The organism is Streptomyces sp. NPDC088350 (assembly GCF_044753545.1).
Classification (GTDB): Bacteria; Actinomycetota; Actinomycetes; order Streptomycetales; family Streptomycetaceae; genus Streptomyces.
In genome coordinates this window covers 65,128-77,964 of record NZ_JBIVNL010000008.1, presented here as the reverse complement: position 1 = coordinate 77,964, position 12,837 = coordinate 65,128, and the positions used below count along the sequence as shown (strand labels likewise).

General features: G+C 70.1%; 14 protein-coding genes. 3 read left to right on the top strand and 11 right to left on the bottom strand.

The genetic code is table 11. The features are described from left to right. Positions 1-16 precede the first annotated feature (16 nt). Positions 17-1,555: an AMP-binding protein gene (locus tag ACIQBL_RS27990; protein ID WP_401945925.1), complete on the bottom strand. Its 1,539-nt coding sequence runs from the start codon at positions 1,553-1,555 to the stop codon at positions 17-19. 63 nt (positions 1,556-1,618) lie between these two features. Here ACIQBL_RS27990 and ACIQBL_RS27985 point away from each other — a divergent pair, with 63 nt between their 5' ends. The 3 genes from ACIQBL_RS27985 to ACIQBL_RS27975 are packed head-to-tail and all read left to right on the top strand — an operon-like array spanning position 1,619 to position 4,152. Further along, positions 1,619-2,626 (top strand): 2Fe-2S iron-sulfur cluster-binding protein, encoded by a 1,008-nt coding sequence (locus tag ACIQBL_RS27985; RefSeq protein ID WP_401945923.1) that lies wholly within the window; start codon positions 1,619-1,621, stop codon positions 2,624-2,626. A gap of 16 nt (positions 2,627-2,642) precedes the next feature. Next, the gene (locus ACIQBL_RS27980; RefSeq protein ID WP_401945921.1) at positions 2,643-3,362 is read left to right on the top strand and encodes an enoyl-CoA hydratase/isomerase family protein; all 720 of its coding nucleotides are present in this window, start codon (positions 2,643-2,645) and stop codon (positions 3,360-3,362) included. Then, positions 3,355-4,152 (top strand): alpha/beta hydrolase fold domain-containing protein, encoded by a 798-nt coding sequence (locus ACIQBL_RS27975; RefSeq protein WP_401945919.1) that lies wholly within the window; start codon positions 3,355-3,357, stop codon positions 4,150-4,152. Before ACIQBL_RS27980 ends, ACIQBL_RS27975 begins: the two co-directional genes overlap by 8 nt. On the opposite strand, the gene ACIQBL_RS27970 is transcribed toward ACIQBL_RS27975, so the two are convergent. The 10 genes from ACIQBL_RS27970 to ACIQBL_RS27925 form a co-directional block, all read right to left on the bottom strand. After that, positions 4,118-4,690 (bottom strand): TetR/AcrR family transcriptional regulator, encoded by a 573-nt coding sequence (locus tag ACIQBL_RS27970; protein ID WP_401945918.1) that lies wholly within the window; start codon positions 4,688-4,690, stop codon positions 4,118-4,120. The two genes, ACIQBL_RS27975 and ACIQBL_RS27970, sit on opposite strands and share 35 nt — an antisense overlap. Positions 4,691-5,084: 394 nt before the next feature. Further along, positions 5,085-5,387, bottom strand: a complete 303-nt coding sequence (locus tag ACIQBL_RS27965) for an LLM class flavin-dependent oxidoreductase (protein WP_401946852.1) — start codon at positions 5,385-5,387, stop codon at positions 5,085-5,087. Between the two features lie 12 nt (positions 5,388-5,399). After that, the gene (locus tag ACIQBL_RS27960) at positions 5,400-5,711 is read right to left on the bottom strand and encodes a DUF1330 domain-containing protein (protein WP_401945916.1); all 312 of its coding nucleotides are present in this window, start codon (positions 5,709-5,711) and stop codon (positions 5,400-5,402) included. Between the two features lie 30 nt (positions 5,712-5,741). Next, a complete protein-coding gene (locus ACIQBL_RS27955; RefSeq protein WP_401945914.1) occupies positions 5,742-5,930 on the bottom strand; it encodes a ferredoxin in 189 nt (62 codons plus the stop codon). Then, positions 5,927-7,222, bottom strand: a complete 1,296-nt coding sequence (locus ACIQBL_RS27950; RefSeq protein WP_401945912.1) for a cytochrome P450 — start codon at positions 7,220-7,222, stop codon at positions 5,927-5,929. The genes ACIQBL_RS27955 and ACIQBL_RS27950 overlap by 4 nt, the downstream gene beginning before the upstream one ends. 75 nt (positions 7,223-7,297) lie before the next feature. Continuing rightward, on the bottom strand, positions 7,298-8,143 hold the full coding sequence (locus ACIQBL_RS27945) for an NAD(P)-dependent oxidoreductase (RefSeq protein WP_401945910.1): 846 nt from the start codon (positions 8,141-8,143) through the stop codon (positions 7,298-7,300). Further along, the gene (locus ACIQBL_RS27940; protein WP_401945909.1) at positions 8,143-8,859 is read right to left on the bottom strand and encodes a DoxX family membrane protein; all 717 of its coding nucleotides are present in this window, start codon (positions 8,857-8,859) and stop codon (positions 8,143-8,145) included. Before ACIQBL_RS27940 ends, ACIQBL_RS27945 begins: the two co-directional genes overlap by 1 nt. Next, entirely contained in the window at positions 8,856-9,773 is a 918-nt protein-coding gene (locus tag ACIQBL_RS27935; RefSeq protein ID WP_401945907.1) for an alpha/beta fold hydrolase, read from the bottom strand. The genes ACIQBL_RS27940 and ACIQBL_RS27935 overlap by 4 nt, the downstream gene beginning before the upstream one ends. Beyond that, complete coding sequence (locus tag ACIQBL_RS27930) at positions 9,770-11,431, bottom strand: thiolase C-terminal domain-containing protein (RefSeq protein WP_401945905.1); 1,662 nt, start codon at positions 11,429-11,431, stop codon at positions 9,770-9,772. Before ACIQBL_RS27930 ends, ACIQBL_RS27935 begins: the two co-directional genes overlap by 4 nt. Next, positions 11,428-12,804: a cytochrome P450 gene (locus tag ACIQBL_RS27925; protein WP_401945903.1), complete on the bottom strand. Its 1,377-nt coding sequence runs from the start codon at positions 12,802-12,804 to the stop codon at positions 11,428-11,430. Before ACIQBL_RS27925 ends, ACIQBL_RS27930 begins: the two co-directional genes overlap by 4 nt. Positions 12,805-12,837 lie beyond the last annotated feature (33 nt).

The window sequence follows — 12,837 nt, the reverse complement described above, 5'->3', positions numbered from 1 at the left end:
TGCGAGAATCCTATTCTCACTCTTGATGGGCGGCAATATCCTTGCGGAGAACGAACTTCTGGACCTTGCCGCTGGCGGTGCGCGGGAAGTCCGCGACGACGTGCAGTTCCTCCGGCCACTTCTGGCGGGCCAGGCCCGCCGCCGCGAAGTGGGCACGCAGGTCGTCGAGAGTGGGTTCGGGGTGGCCCGGTCGGAGCCGCACGACGGCTGCCGCGTGCTCGCCCAGACGGGCGTCCGGTGCGGCCACGACCGCGGCCTCGGCGACGGCCGGCAGGGCGAGGAGAACCTCCTCCACCTCCAGCGCGCCGATGTTCTCGCCGCCACGGATGATGATGTCCGCCTTGCGGTCGGTGATGGTGAGGTAGCCGTCCTGGTCGAACTCCCCGATGTCGCCGGTGTGGTACCAGCCGTCCGCGTCGAAGGCCCGCTCGGTGAGGGCGGGGTCGGTGTAGCCGAGGCACAGGTCCGGGCCTCGGCTGAGGATCTCGCCGTCCTCGGCCAGCCGGATCTCCACCCCGTCGAGTGCGTCTCCGTCCGTGTAGAGGCGCTTGTTCTCGGGCGCGGTGTGGGCCGAGGCGGTGATCGAGGGGTGCTCGGTGCTGCCGTAGGCCCGGAAGACCGTGATGCCGAGGTCCGCGAGCCGTCTGGTCACCGCGTTGGGGACGGCCGCGCCGCCGAGGCCCGCGTACTTCATGCGCGCGAGGTGGGCGGGGGTGAAGTCGGGGTGGTCGAGGAGGCTCGTCATGTAGTACGCGGCGCCGCCGCCGACGGTGAGTCCGTCGCGGGCCATCAACTCCAGGGCGAGGCCCGGGTCCCAGGTGTCGGCGAGGTTCACCGGGCTGCCGTCGAGGACGGGGATCAGGAAGGCGTTCACCATGCCGATGAAGTGGCCGACGGGCGCGGAGGTGAGCTGGTGACCGCGGTCGGGCGGGTAGCGGCCGGCCAGTTGGCGGGTCTCGAAGCCCAGGGTGCGGTGGCTGTGCACAACTCCCTTGGGGTCGCGGGTCGTTCCGGAGGTGAAGGCGATCAGCGCGGGTCCGGACGGGTCCGTGGGTACGACGCCGGGCAGCGGTTCGTCGGCGAGCAGGTCGTCGAAGTCCCGGCCCACGACGCCGACCACGGGGATCTTCGCGCTCAGGTCGGGGTCGTAGTGGAGATGTCCGAACCGGTCGGCGGTGACGAAGACCTTGGGCTCGACGGTCTCCAGGATGTAGCCGACCTCCTTGCGGCCGTAGAAGTGGACGATCGGCACGACGACCGCGCCGAGGAACGCCGACGCCCAGAAGACCGCCGCCGCCTCCATCCAGTTGGGGAGTTGGAGCGCTACGACGTCACCGGGGCCCACACCCCGCTCGCGCAGTCCGGCGGCCAGCCGGCGGGCCGTCAGTTCGACCTCGGCGAAGGTGCCTTCCCAGGGCCGTACGGCCGAGTGCACCCGGAACACGGCCCCCGGGGCTGCCGCCAGGCCCCGCGTCAGGAGGTCACCGATCGTCTCCCTGGTCCACCAGCCCTCCGCCTCGTAGCGGTCGACCAGTTCAGCGGGGATCGTTCGCACGACATGAACCCCTCTCGTCATTGAGAATTGCACTCTCTCAGAGCGAGAAGGTAAATTCCATACATGGGACGAGACCACGGGTTCCACCCGGTGCGGATCACACGGATCATCCAGGAGACGCCCGACACACGGACATACGTACTCGACGCGCCCTTCCGGTACCGGGCGGGCCAGTTCGTGACGATCAAGGCCTGTGGCACGCTGCGCAGTTACTCCATGTCCAGTTCGCCGGAGACGGACGCCGAGTTGATGACGACGGTGAAGCGCGTTCCGGGGGGCCTGGTGTCCAACTGGATGCACGACCACCTCGCGCCCGGCGATGTCGTCGAAACCACGCTGCCCGCAGGGGTGTTCTGTCTGAGAGAGAGCGGCGGGGCCTCCGAAGCCGCCGCTCCGGTGGTGGCGTTCTGCGGGGGCAGCGGGATCACACCGATCCTCTCGCTCGCCAAGTCGGCGCTGGCCGGCACCGGTCGCCCGGTGCGGGTCCTGGCCGCCGACCGGGACGCGGGCGCCGTCATCTTCGCTGCCGCGCTGGGCGAGTTGGCCGAGCGGTACCCGGACCGGTTCGAGGTCCGCCACCACCTCGACGACCGGCAGGGGTTCGTCACCGCGGACCAGGTGCGGGAGTTCACGGGCGCCGACACGAACGCGGATTTCTATCTCTGCGGGCCCGCGCCCTTCATGGATTTGGTGGAGAACGCGCTTCTCTCCCGGGGAGTGGCCCCGGAGCGGATCTTCGTGGAGCGGTTCGCGCAGGTTGTCGATCCCCCGCCGCCCGAGGCGGCCCCCGAACAGGAAGGCACCGTCACTCTCGTGCTCTCCGGCAAGCGGCACACGCTCGCGCAGCGCTCCGGCGAGACGTTTCTGGAGAGCGCGCGTCGGGCGGGTCTGGCCCCGCCGTTCTCCTGCGAGGCGGGCAACTGCGCCACCTGCATCGCCCACGTCACCGAGGGCGAGGCCAAGATGCGCGTCAACAACGCGCTCGACGAGGACGAGGTCGCCGAGGGCTGGGTCCTCACCTGCCAGGGCGAGCCGACCACCCCGCACGTCACTGTCGTCTACGAAGACTGAGGCGAGGACTGAGGCCATGGACGTAGATCTCGAACTCGACGGGGGCCTGGCGGTCGTCACGATCGACCGCCCACAGGCCCGCAACGCCATCGCCCCGACCACGATGGACGAACTCGACAAGGTGCTCGACGCGGCCCAGGGCGCCAAGGCCCTGGTCATCACGGGTGCCGGTGACCGGGCGTTCGTCTCGGGCGGAGACCTGAAGCAGTTGAGTGCGATCCGGACCGAGGAGGACGCGATGGCCATGGCCCTGCGGATGAGGGGGATCTGCGATCGCATCGCCGCCTTCCCCGGACCGGTGATCGCCGCGTTGAACGGGCACGCGTTCGGCGGCGGCGCCGAGGTCGCGGTGGCCGCCGACATCCGCGTCGCCGCCGACGACATCAGGATCGGCTTCAACCAAGTCGCCCTGGCCATCATGCCGGCGTGGGGCGGCGCCGAGCGGCTCGCCCAACTCGTCGGCAAGGGTCGGGCGTTGATGCTCGCCGGTGCCGGGACGGTCCTCGACGCGGCCGAGGCCCAACGTGTCGGACTGCTCGAACTGGTGCTGCCGCGCGCCGAGTTCGCCGAGGGCTGGCGCACCCTGGCCAGATCCCTCGCGACCAATCCGGCGCGGGAGATCAAGCACGTGATGAGCGGAGCCGTCCCGGAGGAGGAGGCGGCCCGGGCCTTCGCCCGCCTCTGGGTGTCCGACGAGCACTGGCAGGCAGCGGAGAGGGTGATGTCCCGTGGGTGACACGCGAGTGGGGACGACCGGAGCGGGCGCCGACCTGGCCGACGTAAGAGCGCGCACGGACCGTGCGGCGGCCGGCGACGGGCGGGTGCGGGTCGAGTCGAGTCCGATCGGGCCGATCGTACGGCCGCCGGACGCGAGCGATCTCGTCATCCTGTATCTGCACGGGGACCGGCAGTTGTCGGGTTCGCCGGAGTCGGCGGTGGACCTGGCCGAGCGGCTCGCGCTGCGGACGGGGGCCGTGGTGGTGTGCCCGCGCTACCGGTCGTCGTTCCCCGGGGCGCTCGACGACGTGCATGCCGTGTACAACTCGTGCCAGGCCCGTGGTCCGGTCGCGCTGGCCGGTGAGCGACTGGGGGCGGGGCTCGCGGCCTCGCTGCTGGTGCGGCTGCGGGACATGGGGGCGCGGGAACCGGACTGCGCGGTGCTGAGTTCGGCGCTGCTCGACCTGACGTTGGACGCGCCGAGTCTGCTGCTCAACGCGGCGGCCGATCCGGGCTTCGACATCGACGAACTCCGGTTGCACGCGGCCCGGTTCGCGGCCGGAGCCGATCGCACCAACCCGCTGTTGAGCCCGCTGCACGCCAACCTGCACGGGCTGCCGCCGATCCAACTCCTGGTCGCCGGTACGGATCCGCTGCTGGACGACTCGCTGTCGTTCGCCGCACGCGCGGCCCGTTCCGGGGTCACGGTGGATCTCCGGGTACGGCCGGACGCGGTGAGTCTGCATCCGGAGAGCGTGACGGCCATGGCCGATTTCATACAGGCGTGGGCCCGAGCAGCACGCCCATGACATCGCGGATGATCTCGGGGTAGTCGGTCTGCTCCTCGTCGAGCATCCACTGCTGCTGGACCCCTTCGAGCATCGCGACCACGGCGGTGGCGGCGGCCCGGGGAGTCAGGCCGCTGGGCACGTGGTCGCCGTAGAGCGCGGTCAGCTGCTCGGCGGTCTGCTCCTGGACCGACCGGTAGTAGTCGTGGCAGAACCGCTGTGCCTCGTCGCTGCCGGTGACGCCCTCGGCCACGAGAACACTGTGGATCTGGGCGAGACCGGGGTTCTTGTGGTCGTAGGCGATGACCTCGGCGAGCTGCCCGGGCAGGTCCTTGCCGGAGTCCGGGTGGAGGGCTGCCAGGTGTTCGCGGGCGAGGTCCTCGCGAAGCCGGACGAGGGCGAGGAGCAGCCGCTTCTTGCTCGGGAAGTAATGCAGCACGCCTTGTCTGGTCAGGCCGGCGCGCTCGGCCACAGCGTCGATGGATGCCTTCTTGTAGCCGTACTCGGCGAACACCGCCAGCGCGGCGACAAGGACCTCCTCGTGTCGGGTCGTCGTCATCGAGCACCCTTTCCACCTCGGCAACACGGATGTGACATTACGGTTGCCGCGGCGGTTGAGCGACCCTTCCAGCCATTGTTGATCGATTGCACGTCTGGTGTGCCGTCTCCCGGTGCGCGGTGGCGAAGGCACGCAACTCGCGGGGCACGTCGGGGCCCGAGGGCGTGAGTTCGCGGTCTCGTCTGGGCAGTTCGGTGACATGGCCCTCGAAAGCCACGAGGTGGTGGCGCTCTTCCGGCTGCGGCGCTTCGAGGCCACAGGGGCACTTCGAGGGGGCGGGGTGCCGCGCGGTCGGCCGTGTGCAGCATGTGGACCGGGTTGCCGTCGACGGCGCCGGTATCGCCGGCGAAAAGGCCGTGCGGCGTCGTGATGCAGTCCGCAAGTGCCGTGATTTTCAGGGGCGTTGGCCGACGGCGACCCGAGCGGTGAATCCCGTGCCGAAGCAGGCGCGGAGGCGTCCGCCGGAGAAGGGGTCGATCGTGGCGATGCCGGACGCCGCCGCCGTCACTGAGCGTTGGTCAGGGACAAGGACGGAGATGCCGAGTCCGACGCGGGTGGTCGCGCGGGCGGCCGGCGCGAGGTGTCGAAGGGTCCTCCCCCAGGGGCGCGGAGTCGTGGATCCACGCCCGGGAGTAGCCCAACTCCTCGGCCAGCAGAACGAGTTCCGCGACGTCGGACCGGCTGTGGCAGCCCGCAGGACAGCTCCGTCTCACTCGCCCCGGGGCGGCATCTCGAAGCCGGCGACGATCACCGCGTTGGTGTCGGCCGCGGCCTGTCGCAGGGGCTTCGCGCGCGCGTAGGCCTCCGACTCGTACCACCTGCGCGCGGCTTCCACCGACTCGAATTCGAGGACGACGGTACGGTCGCCGTGCCACTCGCCTTCGAGGAGGTGCGGCTGTCCGTCGGCGGCGAGGACGGAGGCGCCGCCCTGGGCCATCGACGGGCCGGCCGCCCGGCTGTAGGCGTCCATCCCGGCCGGGTCCTTGACGGACTCGGTCAGGATGACGTACCCCTTGGGCATGTGTTCTCCTCAACTCACCTCGACAGCGGGCTAGTTCACTGTGATCGCACGCTCGGGGCAGCTGCCGGCGGCCGTGCGGACCTGTTCCTCGTACGCGGCGGGGACTTCGGGGGTCAGCACCTCGGCGTAGCCGTCGTCGGTCAGGTCGAACACCTCGGGGCAGATCGACCAGCAGATCCCGTGACCCCGGCAACGGTCGGTGTCGACGACGGCTTTCATCGGGCGGACTCCTCGGCGAGCGTGAACTCCAGGTTCAGATGGGTGAGTCCACGCAGGATGTACGTCGGCAGGTAACGGAAGTTCCGTGCGTCGGCGGGGCCGTGCACGCTTTCCGAGATCCTGATGTCCGTCGTACGGTCCAGCATGCGCTCGATGCCCACCCGGGCCTCGGCGCGGGCCAGCGGGGCGCCGGGGCAGGTGTGGGGGCCGCGGCCGAAGGCGAGGTGGTGGCGGGCGTTGGCGCGGGCCGGGTCGAAGGTCTCGGGGTCCTCGAAGTGGCGCGGGTCGCGGTTCGCGGCGCCGTTGAGGACCATGAGGGTGGTGCCGGCGGGGATGTCGACGCCGCCCACCGTGGACGGGACGCGGGAGAGCCGGAAGTCGCCCTTGATGGGGCTCTCCGTGCGCAGCGTCTCCTCGATGAAGTTGGGGATGCGGTCGCGCTCGGTGCGCAACAGGCTCTGCAGATCCGGGTCTTCGGCGATCAGCTTGAGGGCGTTGCTGAGCAGCCGGACGGTGGTCTCCTGGCCGGCCGCGAAGAGGTTGGTGGCGACGCGGGCCACGTCGGCGACGTCGGGGGTCGAGCCGTCGGCGAACTTCGCGGTGGCGAGGCCCGTGATCACGTCCTCGCGGGGTTCGCGGCGGCGCTCCTCGACATAGGCCGAGAACTGCCCGTACAGGTACTCCAGCGGCGAGTACGACACCTTGCCGTCCGTGCTGCCGATGCCGGCCTGCGGCCGGTGTTCGAGGCCCTCCACGAACGCGTTGCGGTCCTCGTCGGGCACACCGAGCAGATCGGCGATGACCCTCAGGGTGAAGGGACCGGCGAACCCGCTGATGAAGTCGCCCTCGCCGGCGGCGAGATACGCGTCCAGCTGCGCGTCGGCGAGGTGCCACATCGACGCCTCGTTCTCCTTGAGGCGGCGCGGGGTGATCAGCCGCATCAGCAGTCCGCGGTGGTCCGTGTGCATCGGCGGGTCCAGTGTGGGCAGTTGGTCGCTCATCGGGAGCTGGTCGCGGTACTGCTCGATCAGCGCACTCACGTCGGCGTCGCCTTCGAGTGGGACCGGGAACCCGGGGAAGGGTCCGGTCACCGACAGACAGGACGAGAACGTGTCGGAGTCGTTGAGGACCTGTATCGCCTCGTCGTACCCCGTCACCATCGTCACGTCGTGGTGGCTCTCGCGCTGCACCGGGCACTTCCCGCGCAGGGCCGCCAAGTAGGGATAGGGGTCCGCGACGACCTCGTCGTCCTGGAAGAAGTCGATCGCCTCGAAGTCCTTCACGGTGTGCACGGTTCCCTTCCGTCACCAGTCTGACGACGAGCGACGATATCAATCTTCTCCTATGGCGAGAAGCTCGTTTTCACTTCATGGAGAGGGAGTTGCGGGTGCCGTCCGGCGACCTTGGCCCATGTGGTCGAGGGCCGCGTCGGCCGCCGCCAGTACGGTGCCGGTCTCGGCGCCCGCCGCTTCGGCGAGGTCGGCCAGCAGCCTGACGTCCTTGCGGAGCAGCGGTCCGGCGCGCTCCGCGAGCCGGTCGAGCGTGCCGCCCGCGGACTTCACCCGGTCCAGCGCGAAACTCGATCCGCTGCCGTGGAGGACGACTTCGGCGAGTGCGCCGCGGTCGATGCCGAACCCCGGTGCCAGAGCGAGCGTGTCGGCCGCGGTCGCCAAGTTGGCGGTGAACAACAGGTTGTTGAGGAGTTTGGCGATCTGTCCCGAGCCCAGCGGGCCCATGTGCACGACGGGATCACCGAACGTCTCGAACACCTTGCGGCAGTAGGCGACGGTGCCGGACTCGCCGCCCGCCATCACCAACAGTCGGCCCTCGGCCGCCGCCTTTCCGCCACCGCTGACGGGCGCGTCGACCACCGACACGCCGTGCACCTGGGCCCGTTCGGCGAGCCGTCGGCAGGTGTCCGGGTGGACGGTGCTGTGCACGGCGATCACCCCGCCCCGGCGCAGACCGGTCAGCACACCCTGCTCGCCCGTGACGACCTGTTCGACATCGGCGTCGTCGACGACACAGACGCACACCAGGTCGCTGGCGGCGGCCAGTTCGACGGGGGACGCGGCCCGCCGCGCCGGCGTGTCCGCGAACGCGGCGAGCGTGGCCGGGCGGCGCGCCCAGAGCGTCGTGACGAAGCCCGCTTCGACGATCCGGCGTGCCATGGGCGCGCCCTGATTGCCCAGCCCGATGAATCCGACGCGCATCAGCGGGCCTCCTGGTCGACCGACTCGGGGATGTTCTCGGACTCCGGCCCGGCGACGCTCAGGGGTTCGGTGGCCGGCTGGGGCCCGATCTCCGTCCGGGGCCCGGTGTCCGGCTGGGGCTCGACCGCCGTCTTCGGCTCAGCGTCCGTCTTCCGCTCAGCGTCCATGGTGGGCTCAGCGTTCGTGGTGGACGCGGGCTCCGTGGTGGGCGCGGCCTCCGCTTTCGGCTCCGGTCGCCAGAACGTGCCCAGCAGTCCCCCGGTCGCCACCACGGCCGCACCCAGGGCGATTCCGCCGCCGGTCCAGCCGGTCAGGTCGATGCCGGCGGCGTTGTCGACGGACCAGCGGCCGGGGCCCAGTACCGCGAGTGCCAGGGCCACGACGGCGAGCGTGAGGACGTACTCGTAGCCGTCCTTGAAGACGAAGAAGCCGTTGGGCCGGTGGGCGAGGAGTCCCGCGACCAGCATCACCGAGATCACGGCCGCGCAGGCCAGCGGGGTGAGGAGACCGAGGATCAGCAGGATGCCCGCGCCGACCTCGGTGAGCACGCTCATCCACGCCTGCAACACCCCCTGTCTGAGGCCGAGTCCGGTGAACCAGCGGGCGGTGCCCTCGATACGGCCGCCGCCGCGCCAGTGGTTCAGCCCGTGCATGATCATGACCACTCCTACGACCACTCGTACGAGCAGCAGTACCGCGACATCGGCGTCACTCATCCGACCCTCCTAGGCAGATGGTCGATCCCGCCGTTCTCATATCCGAGAACGCAGTCCTCGACAAACGAGAGGATCTTCAGGTGGTACCCGGTCGCGGTGTATCCGATGCTCAAGTTGTGGCCGCCGTCGGCCTGTTCGTCGGTGACCACCCTCGGGGCGGCGGTGAACAGGCTCGCGATGTCGGCCATGGCCTCGGGGCCGGAACTCCACACGCGTTCGTGGTCACCGAGCGTGTAGTGGACGGGAATCCGTACGCGGGCCGCGACTTCGGCGAACTCCAGTGGCCAGCGGCGGGCGACGGCGGCTTCGTAGGACGGACCCGGTGACTGGATACGGGCGGCGCCGACGACCTCGTCCGGATACAGGCGCGACGGTTCCCACAGCAGGTCGCGCAGGCCGGGGCCGGACCGTCTCGGCACGGCCGGGTCACGCTGTCGGAAGTCGAGGATCTCGACGGCGCCGGGAGCGTGGTGGCGTCCGGTACCGGCGATCTCCAGGCCGAGAACGTCGTTCCGCCGTTCGTCGCCCGCCATGCGCACGCCCAGGTCGCAGCCGATCGAGTGCGCCCACAGGAACAGTCCCGCTCCGCGCAGACGTGCGGCGAGCAGCCGGTCCACCGCTCCGTAGGCGAGGTCGACACGTCGTGCGGGGGACGCCATGCCCTCGCCGTACGGAGCCGAACTGCCGTATCCCGGACGGTCGATGGCCACCACGGTGTAGTCCAGTGCCGCCGCGGTGCGCAGGAGGGACAGGCGGGGCTGGTCCGGGTAGTCGAAGTAGCTCGACGTCACGGCTCCCCCGTGCAGCGCGACGACGACCGCGCGCGGATCGCGGACCTCGCTCAGCAGCGCCGACATGGGGATGCCGTCGACGTCCACGACGCGCGAAACGACGTTCGTGGTACGGGAGTTCATCCGTCCGCCCGGAAGAGGATCACGCCGCTCGGGGTGAGACCGCCGCTGCTCGCCACCGCCACCCGCGCACCGGCCACCTGCCGTGGCCCGGCCGCGCCGCGCAGTTGGGTGATGGCCTCGTGGACCAGTCCCATGCCGTGGGTGCGGCCGTGGGAGAGCTGTCCGCCGTGGGTGTTCAGTGGTAGTACGCCGTCCCGTGCGATGTTCTTGCCTCCGTCCAGGAAGTCCTTGGCCTCGCCGATGCCGCAGAACCCCAACCCCTCCAGCCAGGAGAGGCAGTTGAAGGTGAAGCCGTCGTACAGCTCGGCCACGTCGACGTCCTCGGGGCGCAGTGACGTACGTGACCACAAGTGGGCGGACTGGCCGAGGACTTGGGGTTCGTGGGTGAGAGTGCTCTGGTCCCATTCGAGCCGTTCCAGGATCTGGGTGCCGACCGCCTCGACGAAGACGGGTGGCTGGGCGAGATCCCGGGCCGCGTCGACGGCCGACACGATCACGGCGACCGCTCCGTCACAGGGGACGTCGCAGTCGTAGAGGCCGAACGGGGTGGTGATGGGGCGGGCGTTGAGATAGTCGTCCATGGTGAGCGGGTCGCGGTAGACCGCTGTGGGGTTGAGCGCCGCGTTGGCCCGCTGGTTGAGGGCGATCCAGCCGAGGGTCTCGCGGGTGGTGCCGTAGCGGTGGAAGTGGCGTTGGGCGTTCTGGGCGAGGGTGTGGGCGGCCGAGATCGCTCCGAACGGTTTCATCCAGCCGTCGACCTTGCGCGGCGGGTCCTGCGGGATCCTGCCGCGGCGTATCAGATCGCCGTAGGACGCCTCCCAGACCGTGCGGAAGCACAGCACATGGCGGGCCATCCCGCCCGCGACGGCGAGCATCGCGGAGATGAGGGAGCCGCAGGGGCCGAAGGTCTCACTGCCGCCGTTGTACCAGGTCGGTTCCAGGCCGAGGGTGGACTCCAGGGCGGTGACCCCTCCTTCGCCGAAGCCACCGTACGCGGCACCGGCGCCCGGGTAGGTCGCCAGGCCGTCGATGTCGGCCACGGTGAGGCCGGCGTCGGCGATCGCGCGTTCGCAGGCCCGGATCGTCAGGGACACCGGTGGGACCAACAGGCGGCGGCCGATCTCCGACATGCCGATGCCGGTGATCGCGACCTTGTCCTCGAACTTGTCCGTCGTCAGCATCGGCCTTACCCGGCGGGCGAGTTGGCGGGTGTCGACCTCGGCGAACGGCAGCGGGTCCGTCGCCGGGCGTTCGCGTGCCGGGCGGAACAGGGGCAGCCAGGCGTCCTCGACCTGTTCGAAGACGACCTCCATCCGCATGCCCAACTCCAGCTCGTCCGGGGTGCATTGGACGGCGTTGGTGGTGAGCCGGACCCTGGGGTCCTCCTCCAGGGCGACCTGGGCCACGACGTAGGGCGCGGGCAGGCCGGGCAGGGCGAAGCGGTGGTTGACGGTGAAGCCGATCAGCGTCGCGTGGCCGGAGACGGCCCGGACGCCCATGTCGTGCCCGTGGCAGTACCGGCAGACCGGCTGCGGCGGATGGATGAGGGCCGCGCAGGATCCGCACTCCGCCACCCGCAGCCGGCCGTCCGCGCCGGAGGTCCAGAAGAACTCGTTCTCCTCCGTGACCACCGGGCCGGGACGCTGATGGTCCGTCATGTGCTGATCCGTGCCGTGGACTTGCGGACGGTGACCGGTTCAGCGAGGCGCTGCTCGTCGCACACCTTCTGCAGTGCGGCGAGGGTCTCGTCGAGTCCGGCGCCGAGGCGCTCGCCCGGGGTGAAGGTGGCCGGGAGGTGGCGCATGCCCTGGATGACGCCGATGGTCTCGTAGTGGACGGCGCCTTCGGGGTCGCACTCGTAGTCGGGCATCCGGTCGAGTACGGCCGTCACCATCCGCTTGAACACCGTGCGGGCCACGTTGGAGCCGATGCAGCGGTGGATGCCGAGGCCGAAGCTGCTGTGCCGGTTGCCCTTGCGTTCCATGTCGATCGTGTCCGGGTCCGGGAAGACCGACGGGTCGCGGTTGGCCATCGCCCAGGAGAGCCAGAGGCGTTCGCCCTCCTTGAACTCGGTGCCGGCGATCTCGCAGTCGGCGGTGATGGTGCGGCCGTCGCCGGGTGCCGGGGTGTAGAAGCGCAGGAACTCCTCGGTCGCGGAGTCCAGCAGGGTCTTGCGCTCGCGGCTCAACCGGGCTCGCTCCTCTGGGTGTTGGGAGAGCCATTCGAGGGAGTGGGCGGTGAGCGCGGTCGTGGTGTCGAAGCCGCCGCCGATCAACAGGGCACACACACCGAGGAGTTCGCGGTCGTCGGGGTTGCGGCCGTTGAGGTCGGCGCGGACCAGCGCGTCGACCAGGCCCGGCCGGGGCTTCTGCCGGATCTCCGCGAGCTGGGCCATGAGGTCCATGCCCATCTTGCGGCTGAGGTCCAACACCCTTGGCATGTCGGGCGAGTTGGGAGGTGTGTAGACGGAGGCGTGGGCCGGTTCGTTGTAGATGGTCCAGTGCTCCAGCGGGATGCCCATCATCGCCAGGGTGAGCACGGCCGGGACGATGTTGGCGAGGTCGTCGACGAAGTCGATACGGCCCGACTCGATCTTCTCGTCGACACTGGCGCGCACGACCTCGTCGACGAACGGGATCCAGCGCTGGATGGCGGCCGGCGACAGATACGGGTTGAGGGTCTGCCGGTAGTACCGCTGGTCCGGCGGGTCCATCTCCAGGAACCCGCCCTGGGCCTCGCGGGCACGGGGCGGCGGCGGGATGGAGATGCCCTTGTAGCCGCGCCGCTCCCCCTTCACGTCATGGTCGTTGGAGAGGAACTCGGCGGACCGGGCGAGTTCGAACACCTCACGGTTGCCGCTGGCGACCCAGTGGCCGCCGTGGGTCTCCGTCCAGGCGACCGGGCACCGCCCGTGCAGTTCGTGGGTGATGTCCTCGAACCGTTCGCGGTAGTCGGGTGTGTGCCGGTCGAAGTGCACCTGAGGGTGCTTGCGGCCACCGTCGTCGTCGACGGCCGCGTCTTCCGTGGTCATGCGGAGTCCTCTCCTGCTCGGTGGCTGAGGTGG

What these genes read in the sequence shown, in the direction of transcription:
- ACIQBL_RS27985 (WP_401945923.1), top strand. Translation starts at nt 1,619, where the DNA reads ATGGGACGAGACCACGGGTTCCACCCGGTGCGGATCACACGGATCATC.
- ACIQBL_RS27980 (WP_401945921.1), top strand. Translation starts at nt 2,643, where the DNA reads ATGGACGTAGATCTCGAACTCGACGGGGGCCTGGCGGTCGTCACGATC.
- ACIQBL_RS27970 (WP_401945918.1), bottom strand. Translation starts at nt 4,690, where the DNA reads ATGACGACGACCCGACACGAGGAGGTCCTTGTCGCCGCGCTGGCGGTG.
- ACIQBL_RS27960 (WP_401945916.1), bottom strand. Translation starts at nt 5,711, where the DNA reads ATGCCCAAGGGGTACGTCATCCTGACCGAGTCCGTCAAGGACCCGGCC.
- ACIQBL_RS27955 (WP_401945914.1), bottom strand. Translation starts at nt 5,930, where the DNA reads ATGAAAGCCGTCGTCGACACCGACCGTTGCCGGGGTCACGGGATCTGC.
- ACIQBL_RS27945 (WP_401945910.1), bottom strand. Translation starts at nt 8,143, where the DNA reads ATGCGCGTCGGATTCATCGGGCTGGGCAATCAGGGCGCGCCCATGGCA.
- ACIQBL_RS27940 (WP_401945909.1), bottom strand. Translation starts at nt 8,859, where the DNA reads ATGAGTGACGCCGATGTCGCGGTACTGCTGCTCGTACGAGTGGTCGTA.
- ACIQBL_RS27935 (WP_401945907.1), bottom strand. Translation starts at nt 9,773, where the DNA reads ATGAACTCCCGTACCACGAACGTCGTTTCGCGCGTCGTGGACGTCGAC.
- ACIQBL_RS27930 (WP_401945905.1), bottom strand. Translation starts at nt 11,431, where the DNA reads ATGACGGACCATCAGCGTCCCGGCCCGGTGGTCACGGAGGAGAACGAG.
- ACIQBL_RS27925 (WP_401945903.1), bottom strand. Translation starts at nt 12,804, where the DNA reads ATGACCACGGAAGACGCGGCCGTCGACGACGACGGTGGCCGCAAGCAC.